The 18241-nt window shown below is 59.1% G+C and carries 15 protein-coding genes, 1 tRNA gene and 1 pseudogene; 11 read left to right on the plus strand and 6 right to left on the minus strand.

Features of this window, described 5'->3' with window-relative positions:
- Positions 1 to 82: 82 nt before the first annotated feature.
- Both msrB and ACZ1GU_RS02565 read left to right on the plus strand, forming a co-directional pair.
- Positions 83 to 490 (plus strand): peptide-methionine (R)-S-oxide reductase MsrB, encoded by a 408-nt coding sequence (gene msrB / locus ACZ1GU_RS02560; protein ID WP_472646558.1) that lies wholly within the window; start codon positions 83 to 85, stop codon positions 488 to 490.
- Positions 491 to 615: 125 nt separating this feature from the next.
- Positions 616 to 2859, plus strand: a complete 2244-nt coding sequence (locus ACZ1GU_RS02565; protein WP_472646559.1) for a PBP1A family penicillin-binding protein — start codon at positions 616 to 618, stop codon at positions 2857 to 2859.
- An 89-nt stretch (positions 2860 to 2948) separates the two neighbouring features.
- On the opposite strand, the gene ACZ1GU_RS02570 is transcribed toward ACZ1GU_RS02565, so the two are convergent.
- The 3 genes from ACZ1GU_RS02570 to hflK form a co-directional block, all read right to left on the minus strand.
- Complete coding sequence (locus ACZ1GU_RS02570) at positions 2949 to 4484, minus strand: Do family serine endopeptidase (protein ID WP_472646560.1); 1536 nt, start codon at positions 4482 to 4484, stop codon at positions 2949 to 2951.
- Between the two features lie 202 nt (positions 4485 to 4686).
- Positions 4687 to 5532 (minus strand): protease modulator HflC, encoded by an 846-nt coding sequence (gene hflC, locus ACZ1GU_RS02575; protein WP_472646561.1) that lies wholly within the window; start codon positions 5530 to 5532, stop codon positions 4687 to 4689.
- A 3-nt stretch (positions 5533 to 5535) separates the two neighbouring features.
- Complete coding sequence (gene hflK, locus ACZ1GU_RS02580) at positions 5536 to 6690, minus strand: protease modulator HflK (protein WP_472646562.1); 1155 nt, start codon at positions 6688 to 6690, stop codon at positions 5536 to 5538.
- A 230-nt stretch (positions 6691 to 6920) separates the two neighbouring features.
- Between hflK and ACZ1GU_RS02585 the strand changes: the two genes are divergently transcribed.
- The 4 genes from ACZ1GU_RS02585 (at position 6921) to ACZ1GU_RS02600 (ending at position 12669) form a co-directional block, all read left to right on the plus strand.
- On the plus strand, positions 6921 to 7796 hold the full coding sequence (locus ACZ1GU_RS02585; protein ID WP_472646563.1) for an Mrp/NBP35 family ATP-binding protein: 876 nt from the start codon (positions 6921 to 6923) through the stop codon (positions 7794 to 7796).
- A gap of 3 nt (positions 7797 to 7799) precedes the next feature.
- Positions 7800 to 10091 (plus strand): xanthine dehydrogenase family protein molybdopterin-binding subunit, encoded by a 2292-nt coding sequence (locus ACZ1GU_RS02590; RefSeq protein WP_472646564.1) that lies wholly within the window; start codon positions 7800 to 7802, stop codon positions 10089 to 10091.
- A gap of 34 nt (positions 10092 to 10125) precedes the next feature.
- Positions 10126 to 11160, plus strand: coding sequence for a ferrochelatase (gene hemH, locus ACZ1GU_RS02595; protein ID WP_472646565.1), 1035 nt, complete (start codon positions 10126 to 10128; stop codon positions 11158 to 11160).
- Between the two features lie 93 nt (positions 11161 to 11253).
- Positions 11254 to 12669, plus strand: a complete 1416-nt coding sequence (locus ACZ1GU_RS02600; protein WP_472646566.1) for a cytochrome P450 — start codon at positions 11254 to 11256, stop codon at positions 12667 to 12669.
- On the opposite strand, the gene ACZ1GU_RS02605 is transcribed toward ACZ1GU_RS02600, so the two are convergent.
- Entirely contained in the window at positions 12666 to 12836 is a 171-nt protein-coding gene (locus ACZ1GU_RS02605; RefSeq protein ID WP_472646567.1) for a DUF1674 domain-containing protein, read from the minus strand. The genes ACZ1GU_RS02600 and ACZ1GU_RS02605 overlap by 4 nt on opposite strands.
- A gap of 61 nt (positions 12837 to 12897) precedes the next feature.
- On the opposite strand from ACZ1GU_RS02605, the gene ACZ1GU_RS02610 reads away from it, so the two are divergent.
- On the plus strand, positions 12898 to 14157 hold the full coding sequence (locus ACZ1GU_RS02610) for an RsmB/NOP family class I SAM-dependent RNA methyltransferase (RefSeq protein WP_472646568.1): 1260 nt from the start codon (positions 12898 to 12900) through the stop codon (positions 14155 to 14157).
- On the opposite strand, the gene ACZ1GU_RS02615 is transcribed toward ACZ1GU_RS02610, so the two are convergent.
- Together ACZ1GU_RS02615 and msrA are read right to left on the minus strand one after the other, a co-directional pair.
- Positions 14154 to 14984: a hypothetical protein gene (locus ACZ1GU_RS02615; RefSeq protein ID WP_472646569.1), complete on the minus strand. Its 831-nt coding sequence runs from the start codon at positions 14982 to 14984 to the stop codon at positions 14154 to 14156. The two genes, ACZ1GU_RS02610 and ACZ1GU_RS02615, sit on opposite strands and share 4 nt — an antisense overlap.
- Positions 14985 to 14999: 15 nt before the next feature.
- Complete coding sequence (gene msrA, locus ACZ1GU_RS02620) at positions 15000 to 15545, minus strand: peptide-methionine (S)-S-oxide reductase MsrA (RefSeq protein ID WP_472646570.1); 546 nt, start codon at positions 15543 to 15545, stop codon at positions 15000 to 15002.
- A 167-nt stretch (positions 15546 to 15712) separates the two neighbouring features.
- Between msrA and ACZ1GU_RS02625 the strand changes: the two genes are divergently transcribed.
- From ACZ1GU_RS02625 to ACZ1GU_RS02640, 4 genes and pseudogenes are all read left to right on the plus strand, one after another.
- Positions 15713 to 16522: a class I SAM-dependent methyltransferase gene (locus tag ACZ1GU_RS02625; protein ID WP_472646571.1), complete on the plus strand. Its 810-nt coding sequence runs from the start codon at positions 15713 to 15715 to the stop codon at positions 16520 to 16522.
- A gap of 18 nt (positions 16523 to 16540) precedes the next feature.
- Positions 16541 to 17402: pseudogene (gene aguB, locus ACZ1GU_RS02630) on the plus strand (N-carbamoylputrescine amidase).
- A gap of 35 nt (positions 17403 to 17437) precedes the next feature.
- Positions 17438 to 17893 (plus strand): 2-amino-4-hydroxy-6-hydroxymethyldihydropteridine diphosphokinase, encoded by a 456-nt coding sequence (folK, locus tag ACZ1GU_RS02635; RefSeq protein WP_472648689.1) that lies wholly within the window; start codon positions 17438 to 17440, stop codon positions 17891 to 17893.
- 43 nt (positions 17894 to 17936) lie between these two features.
- A tRNA-Lys gene (locus tag ACZ1GU_RS02640) sits at positions 17937 to 18012 on the plus strand.
- Positions 18013 to 18241: the final 229 nt, after the last annotated feature.

The raw sequence follows: 18241 nt of genomic DNA on the forward strand, positions 1-18241 counted from the left end.
TTAAGCCATTGGACGATGCCGCCTCTCCCCTTGCGGATCAGCACTTTCGTTTCGATATCAATGATTGAACGGAGACTAGACAATGGCCGATGATCCGAAGACTTTGAGTGATACAGAATGGCGCGAGAAGCTGACGCCCGAACAATTCCATGTGCTGCGCGAAGCAGGCACAGAGCGCGCCTTCACCGGAAAATACGACAAGCACTTTGAAGAGGGTAAGTACACCTGCGCTGGGTGCGGAACGGTGCTGTTTTCGAGCGATGCGAAGTACAATTCGGGTTGCGGCTGGCCTGCCTTTACGAAGCCAGCAAACGGCGAAATGGTTGAGGAAAAGCGCGACACCTCACACGGCATGATCCGCACGGAGGTGCTGTGTTCTGCTTGCGGCGGACATTTGGGGCATGTCTTTCCTGATGGTCCGCCGGAAGCCGGCGGCATGCGCTATTGCATCAACTCCGCCAGTCTCGATTTTGCTCGCGACGACGAATAACTCCAATCCACAGGCAATCCGTTGCGGCGATTGTTCACGCCGGGTTAGAACTCGCCTATGCAGGGCACAGGCGTGAACTTTCGCAAATGATGCTGATGCTACAACGGGGATAATTCGAGCCATTCATGTCGAGACGCGGCGACAATCTGCAGAACAAAGGTAAGCGTGGCAGCCGCCGGGCTGCGAGCGAACGCGCCGCTGCTTCGTCCAAGAAGCGCAAGCCTGCGAAGCGCAAAGCAGCAGACCCCAGCAAGCCCCGCTCCCGGTTTTGGCTCTGGACGAAGCGCCTTATGTTGTGGGGCGGCGGCGCAGCAGTGCTTGGCGTCTTGTTCCTCACAGTCGCGGTTGGCATGGCGGCGCGGGAGATGCCGAGCTTTTACCAGCTGAAAGCGACGCAGAACGCCCAGACCATACTGGTCCGCGCGCGTGATGGCAGCGAGATCGTAGAGCTGGGCCCAAGTTTCGGCGAGTGGCTCGCTTATGAAGACATTCCCGAAAATATGAAGAATGCGATGATCGCGGTCGAAGACCGGCGCTATTATTCGCATTACGGGATTGATCCGATCCGCCTGACTGGCGCAATCGTTGAGGGGATTACCGGTTCTCGCGCGCGGGTCGGCGGCACATCGACGATAACTCAGCAGTTGGCGCGGAACATTTTCCTCAATTCCAATCGAACCGTTGACCGCAAGGCGCGTGAAGCCGTGCTGGCGATGGCGTTGGAATGGAATTTCTCCAAGGAGCAGATCTTGGAGCTGTACCTCAACAAGGTCTATTTCGGCGGCGGCGCTTACGGCATCGACAGTGCAAGCCGCAAATTCTTCAGCCATCCGGCAACGGAATTGAGTGTCGCAGAGGCTTCGATTATCGCAGGCCTCGTCAAAGCGCCGAGCCGCTATTCGCCGACCGCTGATACGCAGGCCGCGGTGGACCGCGCGCAAACCGTGCTCCGCTTGATGAATGAGCAGGGCTTTATTTCGCGCGCGGAGGCCTCAGTCGATGTCAGTGCGGTCAATTTGCGCGAGCAAAGCGGACAGAACTCGGTGCGCTATTTCACCGATTGGGCGCTGCCGCAGCTTGACATTTTGCTACCAGAAACCAACGCGCCGATTGAGGTATGGACCACGCTTGATGTGGGTATGCAGCGCGCTGCGACGGCCTCAATCGAGGCGAATTCGCCAGAAGGCGCCCAGGGCGCTTTGGTGAGCCTTGACCGCGATGGCGCGGTGCTCGCAATGGTTGGTGGCAAGGATTACGTCGAGACCAATTACAACCGCGCAACCAATGCCATGCGGCAGCCTGGATCATCGTGGAAACTGTTCGTCTATCTTGCCGCACTGGAAGCGGGATACACACCCGATGACGGCGTGAAAGACGTGCCGGTAACTATCGACGGGTGGAGCCCGCGCAACTCCAATGGCCGCAATGTTGGCGATACGACTTTGCGGGCGAGCTTTGCCTATTCGATCAACACAGTCGCTGCGCAATTGGGCAACGAGGTCGGGTTCGGGACGGTCGCCTCAATGGCCCGCCGCTTTGGCATCACGACACCAATCTCGACCTTCCCTTCAATGGTGCTTGGTTCATCAGAAGTGCGTCTGATCGATATGACCCGTGCCTTCGCGGTCGTTTCCGCGCGCGGCAAGGCTGTCGAACCTTATGGGATCACAAAGGTCGTCACCGCCAACGGCGAGACGATCTACACCCATCAGAAGCCGCGCGATACGATGCTAGTGCCCGACTACGTAGCAGCTGGCATAACCGATCTGCTGCAAACGGCGGTCGCAACAGGCACGGGCCGCGCAGCGCAGATTGGGCGCCCGGTTGCCGGTAAGACCGGCACAACCAGCTCCAACAAGGATGGGTATTTCATCGGCTTCTCATCTGGTATTACCACGGGGGTATGGATGGGCCGCGACGATGCGAAGCGCGTGAGCGGCCTGCAAGGTGGTCGAGCCCCGGCGCAAGCCTTCGCTGCCTATATGCGCTATGCCGTAAAAGATCGCCCGATCGAGAAGTTCGACACCGAATTAAACCTGCCTGAATGGCAGCTCGAGCCGGATGACGAATTCCTGTTCGGTGATCCCGATGACTATTACTTCATCGATGAGCAAGGCAATCTGGTCGAGCCAGGGCGACGCGATCCGAATGAAGAAAGTCCATTTGGGGTTGATGGTGAGACTCCACCAGCAGGGTCAGGTCAGGAACCGCCAGCAGCGGCCAGCGACGACTTCCTTGAGCAAGCGACCGGGCAGGACTTGCCACCAGATCCTGCGCCACAAAGGCGACCGCAGAGACCGTCACAGGATGCACCACCGCCTCCTCGGCAAGATCCCGGTGTGCGCGAGATCTCGAACGGATTGGATTAGCGTCCCAGTTGACCAGACATGAGTTGAGCTAGCCAAAAAAAGGGCGCCGCGATTACGTCGCAGCGCCCATTTTTTTGCCTGTATTGAGGTCAGCGCAGCCGCACTGGAATATAGCGCGGTGGCTGACCGCGGCGTTGGATGCGCAGCAGAAGTGCATCGCGGCCTTCCGCCTCAGCTGCGGCGATCCGCGTCTGAAGGTCGGCGATAGAGGCAATCTCTTGGTAGTTGGCTGACAAGATGATGTCGCCCCGACGAAGCCCCTTGCGGCCAGCATCGGAATTGGGATCAACCACACCGATAACCACGCCGCTCGTATCAGGATCAGCGCCCAATTGGCGGGCAATGCGATCATTGAGCTCCAAGACCTGGACACCCAGTTTCTCTTCGATGATGCCGTCAGATTCCTGCGGCGCCATCTCTTCCTCAGAGTCTGGGGCGAACATTTGCTCTTGGCGCAGTTCTTCAGCGCTCGGTCGTTTGCCAACGGTCGCATTGACCGTACGACGCTCGCCATCGCGCAACAATTCGATCGGAATGCGCGTGCCCGGTGCGATATTGGCGACCAGGAAAGATAGAGTTTGGTCGCTCGTCACATCCTTACCGTCAATCTTGGTGACGATATCGCCAGGCCGGATACCTGCCTGATCGGCTGCCCGACCGTCCTGCACGCTCTGAACAAACTCGCCGCGATTGCGCGGCAGGCCGAGTGAGTCGGCAAGATCGTCATTGATCGGTTGAATGCTCACGCCAAGGAAACCGCGCTCAATTTCCTGACCAGCCCTCAATTGCTCAACAATCGGGGCTGCGATTTCTGCAGGGATGGCAAAACCAATGCCGACACTGCCGCCCGATGGCGAGAAGATCGCATTGTTCACGCCAATCACATTGCCTTGCATGTCAAACAATGGCCCGCCCGAATTGCCGCGGTTGATACTGGCATCAGTCTGGATGAAGCGATCATAGGCACCGCCTTGACCGGTGTTCCGAAGTACGGTCGAAACGATGCCGCTGGTGACCGTTCCGCCAAGGCCAAAGGGGTTGCCGATGGCAACAACCCAGTCACCCACGCGAGCTTCGCTTGAGTCGCCGAATTTCACGAAGGGGAATTCATTGTTCGACTGAATTTTGAGCACTGCGAGGTCTGAATCGGCGTCTGCACCGACCAGCTCAGCCTCGTATTCTGTGCCATCCGGCATGGTGATAGTGATTTCTTCCAGCGTCGCGCGGTCATTAGGCGCGACGACATGGTTATTGGTCACCACAAATCCGTCTGACGATATGATAAAGCCCGATCCTAGCGATTGAGCCTCGCGTGTCTGTGGCTGTGCAGGGCTGCCACCACGGCGACGGTTGAACAGATCAGCGAATGGTGTGCCCTGAAAGGGGTTTCTCGTTTGCACTTCAACCCGCTGACGCGTGGCGATGTTGACCACGGCAGGCTGCAACTGGGCCGTCAGATCTGCGAAGCTGGCTGGAGCGCCAGCGCGCGGAACCACGCGGCTCATCACACTGTCATCGTTCTGTGCGACCTGCGCGCCAGCAGGCTGGCCGGTCACCAAAGATACCGTTGCACCGCCAACCAGCAGTGCGCTTGTCAGTCCATAAACGTACCGCACTTTGTTCACGTCCTCTCGTTCCTTACTCTAATTTGCGCTCAGCCGCCCAACGTCTGGTTCGGGCAAACGGTCCAAGCAGTTACGCCTGTATCTTGGGCCGAGACGCACTGAACGCAGTTTGAACGACAAATGTAGTCGGTCAGACCGCATTGGCGCTTCGTCGGAAGCGTATTTTAATTCAGCGACTTAACCGCGCTGAAAATCCGCTTTGTCATCGCGTCCCGCGAAACTGCCGGAAATACTCGTTGTCTTCCGACAGGACCATCGAGCTTTCGCCATCGCCTTGGAGGAAGGTCTGACGATAGCTCTGCATCCCGCGATAAAAGTCATAAAACTCCGGGTCTTTGCCATAGGCTTCGGCATAGATACGCGCTGCTTCTGCCTGAGCTTCTGCACGAATGATCTGCGCGTCGCGTTGGCCTGCGGCACGGATGGTCGCTGCTTCTTCCTGACGGTCGGTTTCCATCCTCGTGAAGGCAGCATCGAGCGGACGGCCTTCGGGAAGGTCAGCCGCTTTGATCCGCACGTCGAGCACCTGCACACCATATTGACGGGTTTGCGCATCGAACGTCCGCGTGATGTTGGTCATCGCAGTGCCGCGCTCTGCATTGATCAGCGAAGCGAATGGGCGGCGACCCAGTTCCTGACGAAGGACCGAGGTCAGGATCGGCAGCAATTGAGTCTCAAGCTGCTCTTCGGTCCCTGCGCTCTCCACCATCTGCACGGGATCGATAATCCGGTAACGCGCATACGCATCGACCTGGAGCCGCTGCTGATCGTTCGACAACACCTGAGTGCGCTCCATGTCGAGATCGAGTACGCGGCGGTCGACCATCTGCACGGTTTCGACAAACGGAATGCGCAGTTCGATACCAGCACCTGTCTGTCCAAATGGCACATCTGGTTTGAACGCGTTGATTTTCCGCACCGGTTCACCCGTGCGGATCACGACAGCCTGATGCGTTTCCGGCACAATGATCACGCTGCTCAGCACGCCGACGATTGCAATGCCAAGCGCTATGAAAGCGAGTTTGTAGTTTTCCCAGAGATTTTCCATGGCTTACTGCCCTCCCCGCTGAGCCGGCGCTGGCGTTGCAGCCGGTGGTTGCGCCTGTCGGCGTTGCAGTTCGTTGAGCGGCAGGTAAGGCTGAACGCCGTCTGCGCCGATGATGGTCTTATCAGTTTTCGAAAGCACGCTTTCCATTGTCTCGTAATAGAGCCGGCGACGCGTAACCTCCGGCGCGAGGCGATATTGTTCATAAATATTATTGAACTCGGCAGCGTCACCCTGTGCACGGGCAAGCGCCTGCTCGGCGACTGCGCGCGCGCGGTTCATCGCGGCATCAGCGTCCTGTTGCGCCGAGGAAACGTCCTTGAACGCTTCTTCAACGCGGCTTGGCGGATCCGTCTTGTCGATTTCGATACCCTGCACCGCAATGCCTGATCTGTAGGCATCGAGCCGGGCTTGCATCCGCGCACGAACGTCTTGCTCGATCTCGGCTCGTCCAGCACCTGTCAAAACCGTGTCGAGATCTTGCTTGGCAACCGCAGCCCGCATCGCTGACTCGCCCACTTCTAGTAGGGTGTCACGCGGGTCTTCGAGCTGGTAATTGAACAGAGCGAGGTTCGAGATATTCCACCGAATGACGTAAGACAGATCGACAAGGTTTTGGTCGCCGGTCAAAATCAACTTTTCTCCGCTTCCATCCGGCACAGTTTCCGAACGGATCTGGCTCACATTCTCAACCTCGACCTGCTGGATCGGCCACGGAAGTGAAAAGCCCGTTCCGGGATTGAGCGTGTCAGAGTATTTTGCTCCGAACCAACTCACAATTCCTTGCTCGCGTGGTTGCACGAAGTGAACACTCGTAAGGCCGAGCCAGAGCAGGACGACGCCGCCAATAATGACCGGCATCCAGCTTTTGCCTCCGGGACGCTCGGGCAAACGAAGGCCGGGGCCGCCCGGGCCGCCGCCGCTGCGGCGCGGACCTTCGGGACCACGGTTTCTGAAGATGTCCTCGATGCTGGCCGAACGGCGCTTGTCGTCGCCTCCACCCCCGCCTGGGAGCCAAGGGTTACGCGGACCGGATTCCTTTCCGCCGTCACCGTCTCCGGTTGGCTTTCCACCGCCATTACCCCAAGGGTTCTTTTTACCCGCCATCGCAAGTGCGCCAGCGGAGCCGAAACGTTGTCTCAAACCGTCAAAAAGTCTCATGTGTCTTTTATAGGGTGCCGTTCCGCGAAAAACAGACCCCAAACCGCTGTAATTGAAAAACAGGGATTACGAGGGCGATTTTGATGCTAGAGGCGCTTGCCAATGGTTGAGGAAAAGGCAACTCCCGACGACGAAGCGCGTTTGATGGCCGCGCTACGCGAAAGCGTAGGCGAAAACATTGCTGCGCGTGTGACATCCGCTCGCATGGTTGCCGGTACCGCGCGGTCGTGGTGGTCGAAGCGACCGGCCTGTCCGCTGGCGAGCGAGCCGATGCTGAAGATAAGATCGACGGCGCTCTAAGCCCCCTTGACGGCGTCAGCGAGGTCCGCACCGCCTTCATGGGAGAGCGGGTGAAGCGCAAGGTCATCGCGATCGGTTCAGGCAAAGGCGGGGTCGGCAAATCCACCCTGACGACCAATCTTGCGATTGCGCTCGCGCGCCTTGGCCGCAAGGTTGGCGTTGTCGACGCAGATATTTACGGTCCTTCACAGCAGAAATTGCTCGCAACCGAGGGGAAGAAGCCGGTTGCGCGAGATGACAAGCTGATCCCGTTGGAAAGTCCACATGGCGTTAAGATGCTCTCGATGGGCAACCTTGCCAAACCTGCGCAGGCGCTTGCGTGGCGCGGGCCAATGGCGGGCGGTGCGCTGTCGCAACTCGTCGAGGGCGATTGGGGCGATACTGAGCTGCTGCTGATTGATTTGCCGCCGGGCACAGGCGATGTGCAAATCTCCATGTTGCAAAAGCACAAGCCCGATGGCGCGGTTCTGGTCTCGACACCGCAGGATCTTGCGCTGATCGATGCGGCGCGCGCCGGCCAGTTGTTTGAAACCGGCAAGGTGCCGATCATCGGTCTGGTAGAAAATATGGCGGGCTATGCATGCCCGCATTGCGGCGAAGTGAGCGATCCGTTCGGTAAGGGCGGATTTGAGCAGCTTGCCGAGCGGCTCGACATTCCGTTTCTTGGCCGCATTCCTCTGAGCATGCCAATCCGCGAGGCGGGCGATGCGGGTAATCCTGTTGCGACGCAGGAAGGTCCTGACGGCGAAGCCTTTCGCACCGTGGCCAAAAAGCTTGCTGTCTGGCTTGAGAACGAGGCTGGCTAGCTCATGACTTCGCCGCCCACCGCCATCTCTCGCAGGGGCTTGCTCGCAGGCGCGGCTGTCGGCGGCGGACTGGTTGCAGCGTGGTGGCTGTTCCCGCGCACGTTTCCCAATCCGCTGACCGCAGCGAAGGGTGAGCATGTTTTCGATGCTTGGCTCAAAATAGCCGAAGATGGGGTTGTTACCGTTGCCGTCCCTCAGCTTGAAATGGGGCAGGGGGTCACGACTTTGCTGCCGCAAATAATCGCTCAGGAATTGGGCGCAGACTGGCGGCAAATTGCGGTTGAACCCGCACCGGTAAGCGGCGCTTATGCCAATGTCCCATTAGCGCGCGATTGGGCGGCGCTTTGGGGCGGGTTTGGCCAAGGTTTTGCCGAAAGCAGCGACGAACTGCTCGCCACCCGCTTTGCTCAGGACAGCCGCTTTTCGATCACTGCTGACGGGACTGCGGTCGAAGCGTTTGAAGATCCGTGCCGGTTTGCCGCTGCATCAGTTCGTTCGATGTTGGCACAGGCGGCTGCCGCACGGTGGGATGTTGCATGGGAGCAATGCGAGGTCGACAGCGGCTTCGTGCGCTATGGCGACAAACGCTTCTCCTTCGGCGAACTGGCTTCCGACGCGGTCGAGCTCGATCCGGTCGATCCGCCGCCACTGCTGCCGCAAAAACCGGGTGAGCGCCCGCTTCCGGGTGAAGGTGATGCGCCGCTCGGATATCCGCGCCTTGATCTGCCTTCCAAAGTCGATGGGAGCTATCAGTTCGCTGGTGATGTGCGTCTGCCGGGCCTTGCCTATGCCGCGATCCGGCATGGACCGGTCGACAACTCAACCCTGACTGGATTTGAGCGAGGCCGCCCGCGCGGAGCGCTCAGCGTGATCGAAGGCAAGCGCTGGATTGCTGCTATCGCTGAAAACTGGTGGCAGGCAGAGCGGGCTCTGTCCGCGTTGCGCCCGCAATTCAAAACCCAGCCGCCCGTCGATAGCGACGACATTGATGCGCGGCTCAGCACCATGGCCGACGGGGGCGATTTCTTCCGTGTTGCGGAGACGGGCTTTGGCGCAGAAGCGTTCGATCGGGTCGATATTGCGCGCCGTTATGAAGTTGAACCAGCCCAGCCAGCTCCGATCGAAACTGCCTGTGCAACCGCTCGGTTCGAGGACGGTCGGTTGGAGCTTTGGATAGCCTGTCAGGCACCCGAGCGGGCAAGACTCGCCGCGGCAAAGGCCATCGATGTCGATCCAGAAGACGTGGTGCTTTATCCGATGCCAGCAGGTGGCAGTTTTGACCGGCGGCTAGAGAAAGATCATGCGATTGAAGCGGCGCTGATCGCGCGCGAATTTGCCGAAAGCCACAAGCGGCCCGTGCAGCTTATCTGGTCGCGCCGCGAAGAGATGCTCCAGTCGCGTCCGCGTACGCCAGCCTATGTGCTTATCGGAGCAAAGCTCTCTACCGATGGCGAAGGGCGGATTGATGCGCTGCGCAGCCGCATTGCGTGCCCGCCAGCCAATATCGAATTCGGTAAACGCCTGTTCGACAATCTGACGCCCAATGCCGCGATCCGCGAAAGCAACGGGGAAAAGGACGAAATGGCCTGTGTAGGCGCGGTTCCAGCCTATGCCATTCCTAGCGTGGTGGTTGACCACGTGCCGGTTGAGATCGGGCTTCCGGTTGGGCGAATGCGCGGAAACGCCCACAGTTACACCGCATTCGCAACAGAAAGCCTGATTGACGAAATCGCCGCCGAAAACTCGCGTGAGCCATTGTCTTTCCGGATGGCAATGCTGGGCGATGATGTGCGCCTTGCAGCATGCCTGCAACTCGCGGCGCAAATGGCTGAGTGGGGCGGAGGTCTCGACCAAAGTGGACAAGGCCTCGCTTGCCACCGGATTGGCGATGCGGCGACTGGCGGACGGATCGCCTGTGTGGCCACCGCCCGCCAAAGCGAGGGCGGAGTGCGCGTCACCAAACTCTCTGCCGCTGTCGACATCGGGCGGATCATCAATGTCGACATTGCCCGCCAGCAAATCGAAGGCGGCCTCGTTTTCGGGCTAAGCCTCGCGCTGGGCAATGCGGTCCGTTACCGGGGTGGCTTGCCAACCGCGCTGGATTACAGCGAGCTTGGGCTGCCGAGCTTGTCAGATTGTCCCGAGATCGAGGTTGAATTCATCGCTAATGAAGCGGCCCATGCCGACCCGGGTGAATTAGGCGTGGCGGTTGCCGCTCCCGCAATCGCCAATGCCTTATATTCCGCCACAGGCTTGAGACTGCGCCGCCTGCCCCTACTTTCAGGGGGATTATGATGGACCTTTCCCCTCTCGCGGTCGTTGAGCGGCCATGACTTGGCAAAAACAGCTCTTGCCCAACGATCATCCGCCGGTTGCGAGCGGATCGATCGGGGTGTTGCTGGTCAATCTCGGCACGCCCGATGCGCCGACGCCCGGAGCGGTTAGGACGTATCTGAAGCAGTTTCTGTCCGATCCCCGCGTCATTGAGATACCAAAGCTGATCTGGCAGCCATTGTTGCGCGGCGTCATTCTGAATACGCGGCCCAAGAAGAGCGCCGAGGCCTATTCGAAGGTCTGGACCGAACGTGGATCACCCTTGGCCGATATTACCGCTCGCCAGGCAGAGGCGATCGGCGGCGAAATGGGCGAGAATGTCGTTGTCGACTATGCGATGCGATATGGCTCTCCATCGATCGAGGAGCGCCTGACCAAGCTCACCGAAGCGGGCTGCGACCGCATTCTCATCGCGCCGCTCTATCCGCAATATTGCGCGGCCACGACGGCGACGGTGTTTGATGAAGTCGCTCGAGTGATGGGCCAGATGCGCTGGCAACCGGCTCTGCGTTTCCTGCCGCCTTACCATGACAATGCTGCCTATCTCGATGCGCTGGCGAGCGATATTTCGCGCCAGATCGATACGCTGAGTTTCAAGCCGGAATTGCTGCTGCTGTCCTTCCACGGAATGCCGCAGCGCACGCTGGAGCTAGGCGATCCCTATCACTGCCATTGTCACAAGACCGCGCGTCTGCTGCGCGAGCGGCTCGAAATCTTGCCGCAATTTGAGGGCATGCGCTTTGAAACAAGCTTTCAGTCGCGCTTTGGCCCCGCTCAATGGCTTGAGCCAGCAACCGACGACACGCTGACCAAAGAGGGCCAATCGGGCACAAAGAAGGTTGCAGTGGTGGCGCCAGGCTTCTCCGCAGATTGTGTTGAAACACTCGAAGAACTGGCGCTTGAGGGTGCGGAAATCTTCGAAGAGGCAGGCGGAACCGAGTATGCGGTGCTCGATTGTCTCAACGTAAGCGATGCGGGTGTCCAATTGCTCGAAAACCTGATCGGTCAGGAACTTTCCGGCTGGGTTTAGGGCCAAGTGTGGTTTCACACTGGATTTGGTAACCTCTGCTGCTTACAGTGATGTCAGTTGTTATTTCGAACCTGATTTGAGGTGCTAATCCCCATGGCGAGTGTCGCTACACCCACGCACGCAGCGTCTAATTCAGAACCAACGCCGCCGACCCATTGGACGGAAGGCAACCCCACACCGGCTGATCTGGCTCACATCCCCGGCGAAGGCGGCTGGCCGGTTGTTGGCAACACTTTCAAGATGCTGGCTGATCCTCACGCTTTTACCAAGCGCATGGTTGAGACCTATGGCCGGGTCTACAAGACAAAAGCCTTTGGCGGATGGAATGTCGCCATGATCGGGGCCGAAGCTAATGAGCTGGTGCTGTTCAACAAGGACAAGATCTTTTCCAGCGAGCAAGGCTGGGGCCCGGTGCTCGATCAATTGTTCCCGCGCGGGTTGATGTTGATGGATTTCGATCATCATCGGATTGACCGCCGTGCGCTCTCGATCGCGTTCAAGCCCGGGCCTATGCGGCACTATTCTGGTGCTCTCAATCGCGGCATCGCCAAAGAAGTCGCCGGTTGGGAAGGCGGGATGAAGTTTTATCCAGCGATCAAGCAGCTCACCCTCGATCTGGCTGCTGACAGCTTTATCGGCATTCCGTGGGGCTCGGAGGCGGATAAGATCAACGAAGCCTTTGTCGATATGGTGCAGGCTTCAGTCGCTCCGGTTCGCAAGCCGCTGCCCTTTACGCAGATGAAGAAGGGCGTAGATGGCCGCGCTTTTCTGGTCGACTATTTTACTGCCGAGACCCATAAGCGCCGCGAGCAAGGCGGCGGGCAGGACATGTTCAGTCAGTTCGCGACAGCGACCCGCGAGGACGGTTCGCTATTGCCGGTCGATCAAGTGGTCGACCACATGAACTTCCTGATGATGGCGGCGCACGACACGATCACCTCGAGCGCGACCTCGCTCATCTACCTGCTCGCCAAGCATCCCGAATGGCAAACCAAGATCCGCGAAGAGATTATGGCAGTGACGGGCGGTCCGGATGGCGATGGCCAGCCCCGTCCGCTTGAGTATGACGATATGGGCAAGCTTGAGCTCACTGAAATGGCGTTCAAGGAATCGCTGCGGATGGTCCCGCCTGTGCCTTCAATGCCGCGCCGCGCTCTGAAGAGCTTCGAGTTTGGCGGCTATCACATTCCGGCTGGCACGCCGTGCGGTATCAATATATATTGGACGCACCATTCAGAGGACTATTGGGATGATCCCTTCACCTTCGATCCAATGCGCTTCACGCCTGACAGGGTAAAAGCGCGCCACAAGTATGCCTGGGTGCCATTTGGCGGCGGCGCGCACATGTGCCTAGGCCTGCACTTTGCGTACATGCAGGTGAAGGTGCTGATGGCGCAGCTCCTGCAGCGCTACGAGATTGTGGTCGACGAGGGATATGATCCGGATTGGCAGGCATGGCCTATTCCGCAGCCCAAGGATGGGCTGAAGGTGAAATTCAAAGCCCTCTAGAAATCCCAGGCGATGCCTTTGCCTTCCCAGTCGCCATAGCGGGTGGGAGAGAGCTCGCGCGGCTCATCCTTGAGCGGATCGACCGCTTTCGGCTTTGGCGCTGGCTCATTCGTCCAGTGCGCAGGCTTCTGGAAATTTTTGGCGGCATCGGATTTTTGTTTTGTCATCGTGCAATAGAAATGCGCAAGCTGGCGCTTGGTTTCCAGCCGGGCTAGAGGCGCGCGAATAATGGCAGGAATTTCAGGACTTCCCGCGCGCCGTGCCGCGCTGCAAATGCTCGATGCGGTCATGCGCCGGGGCGAGACGCTTGAGCAGGTGGAAGGTGCCGCGACCCGGAAGCTTCACACAGGTGAGGACAAGGCGCTCGCTCGCGCCATAGTCAGCGAGGCCTTGCGCTGGCTTACGGATATCGATGCGCTGATCGACAGTACGACCAAAAAACGCCTGCCTGACGATGCGAAGGCGCGCAGCGTCCTGCGCCTCATGCTGGCGCAGGCTGTGCGGCTGGGCACGCCTCCGCATGCGGTAATCGCGACGGGCTTGCCGCTCCTTTCAGGAGGACCGCGTAGGCTGGCGCATGGCGTGTTTTCGGCGCTTACGAAGGGTGAGCCCACTTTTCCGGATGCACCGACGCTTCCTGAGCGCGCGGTGGAGCGATGGGGTGAAAGGGCTAAAGCCATTGCTGCTGGCTTGGCCGATCCGCCCGAACTCGATCTGCGTTTAAAGGACCCCGTAAAAACTGCGGAGCAGGCGGTGGCGCTCGGCGGCGTTTCACTCGCATCGGGTCACGTGCGCCTGCCACGCGGAACGCGGCCTGATAGGCTGGCAGGCTTTGAGGAAGGCGATTGGTGGGTGCAGGACCTCGCTGCGCAATTGCCGGCTGCGTTGCTTGGCAAGGACGAGGACGGGTGCGAAGGCAAGCACGCGCTCGATCTGTGCGCGGCGCCCGGTGGCAAAACGATGCAATTAGCCGCGACAGGCTGGAATGTGACTGCGCTCGATCTCAGCAAGAGACGACTCGGCTTGCTCAAAGAGAATTTGAAGCGGACGGGGCTAAAGGCCTCACCGGTGCGCTCAGATGCGATGACGTGGGAGCCGAAACATCAGTTTGATGCAATTCTGCTCGACGCTCCCTGCACCGCGACGGGCACCTGCCGCCGCCATCCCGATGTGCTGCACCGGATCGGCGCACGGCAAATTGCCGAGATGGTGGATTTGCAGCGCGCGTTGGTTGAGCGCGCGAGTGCATGGCTGAAACCTGGTGGAACGCTCCTCTACGCTGTGTGTTCGCTCGAACGCGAAGAGGGTGAAGATCAGGCCGCCTGGATCAACAAAGCGCTCGATGTGAAGCCAATGCCGATTACCGCATCGGAATTACCATCAGGCCTTGAACCAACAACGGAAGGATGGGTTCGTACGCATCCGGGAATGCTGGCCGATGAAGGTGGACTCGATGGTTTCTTCATCGCCCGCTGGATGAGAAACTAGGTTTCAATCCAGCGCATAGTGATCGTCGCGCAGGATCGGTCGAGCTGGCTTATGGCTAGCCGCACTTCATCATCCCGCGTTCGGTCGATCGCAATGGAGATGGGACTGCCCAGCTCGATGTAGCGGTGCATATCCATCTCGCCGTGGACAACCTGCAATTCCGCGCCCTCGCGCAGCAGACTGACCGTTTGGCGGCCCAATTCAGCAAGATGCGGCGCATTTACATGGTCGCCCGATCCGCTGAAATAGGGGTGACCCGGCACCAAGCCATTCTCTTTCGTTACGAGCGCACGTGTCGAAAGCTGTCCATCCACTTCGCGAAGCGGCGCGATCAGTGGCGGCTCTTTGTTGGAAAGCCCTAGCAGTTCGCGCGGCGCGTATTCAAAGGCTTCGGTGGGCTCGCTTTGCTGCTTCGCGTCGGACTTCGAGCCCTCGCGCCACTTCTCAAAATTGCGCGTGCGGAAGACGACACCTTTGCCTTTGATCGATGCAATCAACCGATCCTCGGAATCGAATAACTCTGTTGCGAAGGCAAGTTCGTCATCATCGCCAGAGTGGGAAAAGATGCCGTGCGTGGCCTGCCCGGCATTGTCATCGCCAAGCGTCCAATCGGTCCATGTCAACGCGCTCCATTTATCGTCATCCCGGCTGCCCAAGGCCTGCGTTGCGCCGACGCTGGTCCAGAAATTCTGCGTCTGGATTGTGAGCGGGTGCTGCGCAGGCAAGGCCAGCCACGGCCATTCAGAAACATCGCTCGAGCAGCGAAACGCCACCGAGCCATCGTTCTTGATATCGTGGTGTGACGTATAGAAGCGGGAAAGTTTCACCGTCTGGCGCTGGCCTTAGGCCTTCACTTTGTTCTGGAAGCTCTTGCGCAGCTTCATCAGCTTGGGCGGAATTGTCGCAAGGCAATAGGGATTGCGCTGGCCTTCGCCTTCCCAATATTCTTGATGATAGTCTTCGGCAGGATACCATTCAGCGGTTTGGTTCTCGCCATCGAAGCCTTCGATAGTCGTCACGGCCATCTTGCCATTTTCAGCGTTCCAGCGCCCAATCGCGGCCTCGGCTTCTTCCCGCTGCGATGCGTCGAGCGGAAAGATCGCGCTACGATATTGGGTGCCGACATCATTGCCCTGACGATTGAGCTGGGTTGGATCGTGCGTTCCGAGGAACACGTCGTAGACTTCCGGCAGGCTGATCGTGTCGGGATCGAACGTGACGCGAATGCCCTCAGCATGGCCTGTGGTCCCGGTGCAAACCTCTTTGTAGGTCGGGTTGGACTTCGTCCCGCCAATATAGCCGCTTTCCACCTCGCTCACGCCAACAACGTCGCGGAACACCGCCTCGGTGCACCAGAAGCACCCACCTGCAATAATCGCCTGTTCCATCGCTCGAATCTCCTTGCTTGCACTGGCAGATAGGAAGGCGTTTGTGGTTTGTCATCGGCCCATTGTCGAAGGCTTGCTTGTCAACTTGGCCACCTTGGTTCAGGAAGCGCGCCAGAAAACCCTGAATGAGAGGATCCTCCCGATGAAATCCCTATTCCTAGCACCCCTTGCCGCCATCGCTCTTGCCGTTCCAGCGGTACGCAGACGATCACACGCCAAGCCTTGCAGAGGTGCTCGCCGATGAGCGCCGCGATGATGACCGCGCGCGCGACCAATACCGCAACCCTGCTGAAACGCTTTCATTCTTTGGCGTCGAGCCGACCATGACGGTGGCCGAATATGGTCCAGGCGGCGGATGGTATACCCGTGTGCTCGCGCCCTATTTGATGCCTGCTGGCAAATATATCGCCTTTAATCAGGACAGCGATGGCCGCCAATATAACAGCCGGGCGCAAGAAGCCCGCAGCAAAGGCTGGACCGAGCAATTTAAATCCGGCCTTGCGACTGCAATGGGCGTCGAAGCCGACGCAGTGACGGCATTTGAGACCGACGAAATGCCTGAGGACCTGGCCGGGACCGTCGATCGTGTGCTGATCTTCCGCTCAATGCACGGTCTCAACATCGGCAACCGGGCTGACGATGTGCTCAAGGCCGCGCGAATGATGTTGAAGGATGACGGCATGGTCGGTGTGGTTCAACACCGCGCCCCAGAAGGCGCAAGCTATGACGACTACGGCGCTCGCCAACGTGGCTATATGCGCAAGTCAGACGTGATCGCGATTTTCGAAGCGAATGGTTTTGAGTTGGCCGGCGAGAGCGAGATCAACGCCAACCCGAACGACCCGGCCAATTGGGAGCGCGGTGTCTGGACGCTTCCTCCAGTGCTTGCGACCGGAGCGGATGATCCGCGCCGCAGCGACTACCTCTCGATCGGTGAGAGCGACCGCATGACTTTGCTGTTCAAGAAAGCCGAATAAGCGACTAAAGGGCGGCGCATGACACAGATCACGGTCGCCGCCCTCCAGCTTGCGCTCGCACGCGAAGAAGAAGCGGACAATATTGCGGCCGTCGCCGCTCTGGTTGAAGAAGCGGCAGACGAGGGTGCGCAGCTCATCTTGCCGCCGGAATTGTTCTCCGGACCCTATTTCTGTCGCGAAGAGGATGAGGCGCTCTTTGCTCTCGCTCGTCCGACGCTGGAACATCCGAGCGTCATCGCCATGCGCGAGCTTGCAAAGGCTCTGAAAGTCACAATCCCGACCAGCTTCTTCGAGCGCGACGGCCATCACTATTACAATACGCTCGCCATGATCGGACCCGATGGAGAGGTGATGGGGACGTATCGCAAAAGCCACATTCCCGATGGGCCGGGCTATGAGGAAAAGTTCTACTTCCGCCCAGGCAATGATGGTTTCAAGATCTGGGATGTGGGTGCCGCGACAATAGGCGTCGGTATCTGTTGGGACCAATGGTATCCAGAGGCGGCGCGCGTCATGGCGCTGAAAGGGGCAGAGGTGCTGCTCTATCCGACTGCAATCGGCTCGGAACCCTATGATGCCGACCTTGATACTAGCCGGATCTGGCGGCGCGCGATGATCGGCCACGCTGTTTCCAATTGCATGCCGGTTGTGGCCAGCAACCGCATCGGGGCTGAAGGTCCGGATCGTGCGCAGAGCTTTTACGGCCACTCCTTCATTTGCGACGAATGGGGCGATATGGTTGAGGAGTTCGGGTCGAACGAGGAGGGCGTCCTCGTCACCACGCTTGATTTGTCGAGAGCTGCCAAGCATCGCGCGGGAATGGGCTTCTTTCGCGACCGCCGCCCGCAGCTTTACGTACCGCATCGCAGAAGACATTTGAGCGACCAAACCTATCTGATCGCGCTCGGCAGCAACATGCGTGTGCCGGGCATTGGCACGCCGCGCGAGGTTGTCGCTACGGCCTTTGCGGCGCTCGCTGAGCTGAGTGGGCTGCGCGCGATCTCGCCGATTCTCTCCAGCGATCCTGTGGGCCCATCGCAGCGCAAATACGCCAATGCCGCAGCTGTACTGGCCAGTCATGTTGACCCGCCAGCCATGATGCGCGCGCTTCTCGATATTGAGCGCGAGTTTGGCCGCAAACGCGCTGGTCAACGATGGCGCTCGCGCCCGCTCGACCTCGATATCGTACTTTGGAGCGGCGGAATCTGGGCGAGCGAGCGCCTTTCCATCCCGCATCCGCGCTTTCGCGAGCGCGTCTTTGTTTTGGGTCCGGCAAGCGCAATTGCGGGTGAATGGCGCGATCCGATCAGCGGCTTTACGCTGCGACAGCTCAATGCACGCTTGACCCGCCCGCGCACGCTGACTAGGTGAGCGCTCCGTCCGGCAGATACCGATATCGCCCGACACCCCGTGGGGGCCCTTAGCTCAGTCGGTAGAGCAACTGACTTTTAATCAGTAGGTCGCTGGTTCGAACCCAGCAGGGCTCACCACCTCTTTATTTTTCAATGCGTTATGTCTAGTGTGAGACGCGAAATCTCACACGACTGTCTCACACCCGCATGATTGCCCAACCGAATCGAAAAATCGGACATCGAAAGCGGCGTTCGCGCGAAGCAAAGCGCTTGGTCCGTGATCGAAGAATCTTCGCAAAACTGCGGGCTCTGGCTGCCGAGGGTGAGCGCCGGCATGAGCAATTCGACGAGCTGATCGAGCCCCTAT

Source organism: Erythrobacter sp. HA7-11 (assembly GCF_055693605.1).